Origin of the sequence: Coleofasciculus sp. (assembly GCF_046539235.1) — a bacterium.
In the GTDB taxonomy this organism is placed as follows: Bacteria; Cyanobacteriota; Cyanobacteriia; order Cyanobacteriales; family Coleofasciculaceae; genus Coleofasciculus.
On sequence record NZ_JBKHHI010000344.1, the window covers coordinates 1 to 7,172 of the forward strand.

Below are 7,172 nucleotides of genomic sequence, written 5' to 3' on the forward strand. Positions count from 1 at the left end.
GCATCCTCTGGCTTCCCCCATGGAACAAAAAGCGAAGCATCCTCTGGTCTCCCCCTTTTTAAGGGGGACGGAAGGGGGATCGACAAGGGGGACGGGAGGGGGATCTAAAAGGGGGGCTGGGGGGGTTAGGTCAACCCGATCAACAATTCTCAACCAATTGCATCAAAATGAACACAGCCAATTATTAACCGTACTAATTTTTGACCAATTTGAGGAATTTTTCTTTGATCACAAAGATCCAGCCAGCCGACGAGAGTTTTATGAGTTTTTGCACGAATGTGTAAAGATTCCCTATGTGAAAGTTATTTTATCTCTGCGGGAAGACTATATTTATTACCTATTAGAGTTAAACCGCACAAACCCGTTAACTAATATTGACAAAAATCACGAGCATATTCTCTATTACTTAGGGAATTTTTCAGCAGCAGACGCCAAATCTGTCATCCAGAGTTTAACCGCGCGATCGCCTGTACCTTTTGAGCAAGATTTAGTTGACCAATTGGTGCAGGATTTAGCCAAGGATTTGGGAGAGGTGCGTCCGATTGAGTTGCAGATTGTTGGCTATCAACTGGAAACGGAGAAGATTACCACGCTGAAAGAGTACCGAAAATATCAGTCTAAGGAGGAATTGGTTGAGGCGTTTTTAGCTGATGTTGTTCAAGATTGTGGATCAGGAAATGAGCAGGTTGCCAAACTTGTCTTGTACTTACTAACTGATGAGAATAACACTCGTCCCCTAAAAACTCGTGCGGATTTGGAATTGGAGTTAGAGGTAAAGAGTACAACGCTAGATTTAGTTTTAGAGGTGTTAGTCGAATCAGGAATAGTCTTGAGAGTTCCGGCTATCCCTGATGATCGCTATCAACTGGTTCACGATTATCTCGTGTTATTTGTCCGTCATCAACAATCTGAGCGATTAATTAAGGAATTAGAGAAAGAGAGAGAACAACGGAAGCTGACGGAAGCGAAGCTGAACCAAGTTCTGAGACAACAACTCGAAGACACTCGCCGTTCATTAGTGTGGAAGGTGGGACTCGGCGTTCTTAGTGGGGCGTTAGCAATATTCTTGCCATTCGTGTTATTGAATCAGAATGATAGCTATCTCAATTCTCGGATTACTGAAGCGAAAAGGCAACTTAGCTCAAACCAAGATTTAGAGGCGTTAGTTGAAACGTTAAAGGCTGGAAAACGGCTGCAACGTTGGTCAATTGGCGTCAATTCTGAGACTGAAATTAAAGTGAAAGCGGCTTTACAGGATGTGGTTTACAGTATCCGAGAAATGAATAGTTTTCACGGACATGGCGGTACGGTGACTTGTGTTTCTTTTAGTGCGGATGGTCAGTTAATTGCATCGGGTAGTGAGGATACAACTATTAAGATTTGGACGGTGGATGGTAGGGAAGTTGCCACATTTAAAGGACATGAGGATACGATTACCAGTATTGACTTTAGCCCAGACGGGAAATGGATTGTTTCTGGAAGTGAAGATAACACCCTTAAACTATGGCGTATTGAGGGTAAAGAACGTCAAGCGGTTGCTACGTTTGAAGGACACAATAAACCTGTTACCAGTGTAAGCTTTAGCCCCAATAGTCAGCTAATTGTATCGGGGAGTGAAGACAAAACTGTAAAACTCTGGAAGCGTGGTGGTCAAGAAATTGCCACGTTGAAGCATGACAAAAGAGTCAATAGCGTCAGTTTCAGTTCAAATGGTCAGCTAATTGCCTCTGCTAGTGATGACGAAACGGTAAAGATATGGAGTCAGGATGGTGAATTAATCAAAACCTTAAATCATGGTTATTCTGTTAAACAAGTATTTTTTAGTCCAGATAGTAAAAATATTATATCTTACTTAAATGGAGCCCTATTGTTATGGCGGCAAGATGGTTCTTTGATAAAATTTTATCCTTTTTTCAGTTTCCAAGCAATATTGAATTTTGATAATCAAATGCTTGCGTCATCTTGGCCAACTCCTTCAGGCTATCAACAGGTAAAATTATTGCCTTTTTTGAATGAAAACAAAGCAAGATTTAGGTCGCTAAAAGGTCATAAAAATCAAGTCATGAGTATTGATTTAAGTCCCGATGCAAAAACAATAGTTTCTGGAAGTGAAGATGACACAATCAAATTATGGAATTTAGAAAAATCTAGTTTTGAAACTCCCAGACATATTGAATTAAGTAGTACGGCAACTCATATAAATTTCAGTTTAAGTCATAATCTATTCGCATCTAATACTATACTTGATTACCAATATTCGTTGGGCGCAATCGAACCTAATCTCGAAAATACTGAACTAGAATTATGGAGTTTAGATGGAAAGCTATTAAAAAGCTTTACAGGAAAAAACGCAACATTAATTTTTAGCCCCATCCGCCCAATTTTTGCCGCTGCCAGTAGCAATAAGGTTGTACAAATCTGGAGCGAAAATATTGAAATATTTACCCTGAAAGGGATTAATATTGATGAAACAATTAGTTTGGGTACTAATGAAATAGCGCTAACAAATAACAATCATACACAACTGTCAACTAAAGATGGTCAATCAAAAATTTTTTTCAAGGGTCATGAAGAGCAGATATACTTGCTTGATCTCAGTTATGATGGAAATATCATTGCCACAGCAAGTAAAGATAACACAGTTAAAATTTGGCAGCGGAATGGCAAGCTCATTAAAACATTGAAAGGTTACACAGATAAAATTGAGGACATCAGTTTAAGCCCAAATGGTGAGACATTTGTTATTCATGATGGCAATAACACTGTAAAATTTTTGCAAAGAGATGGAACAGTTATTAAGACAATTAAAGGATATGGTAAACTTGATGTTAAGTTCAGCCCTGATGGTCAGACTCTGGCTATTTTAGATATCCTTCTATATGATGACACTAACACATTGACAATTTGGGAAATCGACGGCACTGAAATTGCCACATTTAAAGTCGATGGCTCGATTGAAGGTTTTAGCTCTGATGGCAGGACAATAGTTACTAAATATATCAACAGTAAACAATTCTGGGAGCTAGACGGTACTTTACTCAATACTTTTGACAAAGCAACACAAGGCTACAGTCAGGATTACCGAATATGGTTTACTGTAAAAGATGATAAGACATTACAACTTTGGCAGCGTGATGGAAATCAAATTGCTACTATTAAAGTTCAGGGTGAGTTACTGTACCCAGACTTATACAGTCGCAAGCTTTTGTATCGTTTCAGTCCAGACAGTAAAATTATAGCCCTGCGAACTAACCCAAACACTGTGGAACTCTGGAAGACCGATGGTACTTTTATAAAAAGTATCCCATTTAAGATTGTTCGATTCGCTAACGAAGATAAATCTGAACCCATACCCATGACTTTCAGTCCCAATAGCCAGACCTTTGCCATTCGCAGTGATGACAACACTGTGCAACTTTGGAGTGTTGAAGGTAAATTGAAGCAGACTATTCAGGGACAGGGAGATGCGATTACTGCTCTAAGCTTTCTGCCAAACAGCGAAACCCTTGCCATTACAGGCATTGATGACACAGTGAAGATCTGGGAAACTGACGGCACATTGCTGAAAACTCTTCAAGAACCAAGAAATCAGGTGAACCGCGTCAGTTATAGTCCCGACGGTAAACTGATTGCGGCTGCTAGCGATGACAAAACTGTTAAAATCTGGAACCGGGAAGGCAAATTAATTAGAACGCTTAAGGAACATACCGATCATGTTAATGATGTGAGTTTCAGTCCCGACGGTAAACTGATTGCCTCAGCCAGCGATGATAAAACCGTCAAAGTTTGGCAACTTGATGGTACATTAATTAAAACCTTCGATGAACATGGCAATAGCGTCAATCGGGTAACGTTTAGTCCTGATGGACAGTTTATTGCTTCTGCGAGTGGTGACAAAACCGTCAAACTCTGGAGTCTGAATGACCAAACAACTCTCTCATTCCCTCATGACTATCCAGTAACCAGTGTCAACTTTAGACCCGATGGTAAACTGATTGCTTCAGCGAGTACAAAAAACGTAAAACTCTGGAGTTTAGATGGTAGATTACTGACAACCTTTGAGCGGATAGGCAGTCATGACGTGAGTTTTAGTCCTGATGGTCAACTGATTGCGGCTGGCGGTTATAACAACATTGCCGTGTGGGATTCTGATTTGGATAAATTGCTAGAACGGGGATGTAATTGGGCGCGGAATTATCTCAAGCATAATCCCAAGGTGAAAGAACGCGATCGCACTCTCTGTGATGATATTGGCACTCACGAGTAAATTTTGGTTCGATGCGATACTTTGGTAAGGGCGCAAGCCTTGCGCCCCTACATTTACCTAACTCCTTGAAAGAAATAGCTTAACCTGAGATCCTCCAACAGCAGTGATCAAAGACAGTGCGATCGGTGCGCCTCTAGTCATTAAATCAATGGAAAAAAGTGGATTATGTGGCATAACTATAGCCATCATGCCGATGGATTGGTGTGCAGTATTTGTGGTTAATGATTTGAAGCTTCTGGATAGATGTGGAAATATCAAACTGCCCGGTTTTTCTAACTGTGACTCGACCAACATGAGTACCTGCGTTTTTCCCTTTGGGGACAGCAGCCTTTACCATATCCCCAGTCTGGAAGCCGTAAACCTTTTTCACCCTAGAACGAACAGCTAGCTCACCCTTGTTATTCACTTGAGGGAAACCAAACTTGGTGATATTGCACATCCGTCGATGCCCGTAACCTGTAGCCTTGATTATCAAAGGTTTGACGACTTTGACTATGACCCGGTGGGGTGTTGAACTGCCAACAGCTACCGCATCTCCCCAGTGAGTTTTTTCTAATCCCAGACGAATGCGATTAAACTTGGTTTGTCCACCCGTCCCAGTTTCCACGGGTAGCCCCGTGGCTTTGAGTCGCTCAAACAAAGTCCATCGGGTCGCATTAACAGCAGCAGCATCAACTAATGGCTTCTTAAGTTGAGCAAGAATCCGATTGAGAACACTTGGTTTGCCTGCCAAGAATTCTCGAATGTCTTGATTGCCTTTAGCTTGGTTGCACGGATTGCAGGCGATGGCTAGGTTGCTCACACGGTTACTACCGCCAAGCGAGCGTGGTTTGACGTGTTCGACTTCTAGTCGAGTGTCGGTTGCACCGCAGTAGACACAACACCGATTAAACTTTTCGAGGAGATACTCACGAACCTCGTAGCCAGCCAGCTCGCCCTGTTGATACTCGACGCCAGATATTTCTGAGTTCTGCATCTTTTGCAAATCGAACCTGACTAGCTCCTGGCTAATGCCCATGATCGGACAGACTCCTGATAATCGCCTTACCCAAGTCAATATATTTTGAACTCGACTGTTTAGAGATGGTGGCAACCATCCTTTGGGACGACGACGGTTATTAAACCGTGCTTCACGATATCTAGTTTTGCGATTGCGTCGTGATCGTCTCACTTGACGGCGGGTGGTAAGCGCATCTCGGATGGCGAAGCCCCTATGAGTTAATTCGGCTGCCCATACCACCACATTGCTTTTGAGGACGGCAATCCCTGTGACTTTCGCTCCTGGGTCAATTTTTAATCTGTATTCTGAGACTTGAGAGTCCTTCACTTGTGTGTCATGCAAAATGATGGTGAATGGAAAGCGACGAAGCACTGACGCTCTGCCAGTACGAAGCAACTTTCTTGCGCGTGCTGGGTGAGTAGGAGCGAGCGGTTTTTTATTTTTGTCCAGTACAAACACAAACATAAGTTTCAATCTCGGATTGCTCCGGTAACGTGTTCCTCGACAAAGTTAAAGAGGCTTGTTCGGTCAAAGACACTGGTTTAGCTCAATAAACCTGTTTAATCCTTGACGACAGGGCTACAAACTGGAAAGCATTCGTAGGTGTCTTGACCTCTTTAACGTAGGCTTTCAAGCCTCAGTCTGGCTATCTTGTCCACAGTTGTCCTGTGTTGAGCGGATAGCGCTACTCTGAAATTGCACTCTTATCTTGTGCCATGAACTCTATCCTGGTTTTCGGTAGCATCAATATCGATTTAGTCACCAAAACTCCCCGCTTACCTGTCGCGGGTGAAACGGTGAACGGATCGGAATTTTTTACCGCTTCTGGGGGGAAAGGGGCAAATCAGGCTGTCGCCGCCGCCAGACTGGGAATGATGACTCACTTGGTTGGGCGCTTGGGAGATGATGGGTTTGCACCTCAATTGCTGGCAAGTTTACAAGCCGCAGGAGTGCAGACGGATCAAATTTTGCGGGATACTTCAGCGAGTTCTGGTGTAGCCGTAATTTTGGTAGATGAAACAGGCGAAAATCAGATTGTGATTACCGCAGGTGCCAATGGACAACTCAATCAAACCGATGTGGAACGCCTCCAACCCCTCTTAAGAGAAGCCGCCGCCTTACTGATGCAGTTAGAAATTCCTCTGATTACCGTGGTTGAAGCGGCTAGAACTGCCCATGATGCAGGGGTTCCGGTCATTCTTGATCCGGCACCAGCCCAGGATATTCCTCTGGAACTGTACAGCCTGGTTGATATTATCACTCCCAATCATATAGAAGCGAGTCAGTTGGTGGGTTTTGCTGTGGATAGTCTGGAAACAGCCCAGAAAGCCGCGCCTATCCTTCAGCAACGAGGTGTGAAGACTGTAATTCTGACACTGGGGAATCAAGGTGTTTACTGTAGCACCCCATCTGAAAACTTTTTTGTGCCAGCCTTTCCGGTTCAGGTGGTTGATACTACAGCGGCGGGTGATGCGTTTAATGGCGCATTAGCGGTGGCGTTGGCGGAGGGATTATCGATACAACAAGCCGTTGTTTGGGGCGCAGCAGCCGGGGCAATTTCGGTGACTCAAGCCGGGGCGCAGCCTTCGCTACCGAGTCGCGAAGAATTAGAACGGTTTCTTACGCATGTAGAGACGTAGCATGCTACGTCTCTACACCAAATTCGTAGCGTTGTTTCTCGTTGAGATTAACCGCCCGCGACAGCAGGGACAATACTAACTTCATCGCCATCGCTGAGTGGGGTATTGGTGCCATCGAGAAAGCGAATATCTTCGCTATTGACGTAGAAGTTTAAAAAGCGGCGCGGCTTTCCTTGATCATCACACAGGCGTTCTTTAATCCCAGGACAACTAATTTCGAGAGAGTCCAAAAGTTCAGCGACATTGCCAGCGCTGCATTCAATCA

The 7,172-nt window shown here is 43.6% G+C and carries 4 protein-coding genes; 2 read left to right on the forward strand and 2 right to left on the reverse strand.

From position 1 onward, the window contains the following. Positions 1-19: 19 nt before the first annotated feature. Positions 20-4,267 carry a WD40 repeat domain-containing protein gene (locus ACLFWI_RS23340; RefSeq protein WP_446414914.1) on the forward strand — a complete coding sequence of 1,416 codons (4,248 nt, stop codon included), beginning with the start codon at positions 20-22 and terminating at the stop codon, positions 4,265-4,267. Between the two features lie 163 nt (positions 4,268-4,430). On the opposite strand, the gene iscB is transcribed toward ACLFWI_RS23340, so the two are convergent. Then, entirely contained in the window at positions 4,431-5,732 is a 1,302-nt protein-coding gene (iscB, locus tag ACLFWI_RS23345) for an RNA-guided endonuclease IscB (protein ID WP_446391520.1), read from the reverse strand. A gap of 251 nt (positions 5,733-5,983) precedes the next feature. Between iscB and rbsK the strand changes: the two genes are divergently transcribed. Then, positions 5,984-6,907 carry a ribokinase gene (gene rbsK / locus ACLFWI_RS23350; RefSeq protein ID WP_446414915.1) on the forward strand — a complete coding sequence of 308 codons (924 nt, stop codon included), beginning with the start codon at positions 5,984-5,986 and terminating at the stop codon, positions 6,905-6,907. A 47-nt stretch (positions 6,908-6,954) separates the two neighbouring features. Here rbsK and ACLFWI_RS23355 read toward each other — a convergent pair whose 3' ends face one another. Next, positions 6,955-7,170 carry a MoaD/ThiS family protein gene (locus ACLFWI_RS23355; protein WP_446414916.1) on the reverse strand — a complete coding sequence of 72 codons (216 nt, stop codon included), beginning with the start codon at positions 7,168-7,170 and terminating at the stop codon, positions 6,955-6,957. Positions 7,171-7,172 lie beyond the last annotated feature (2 nt).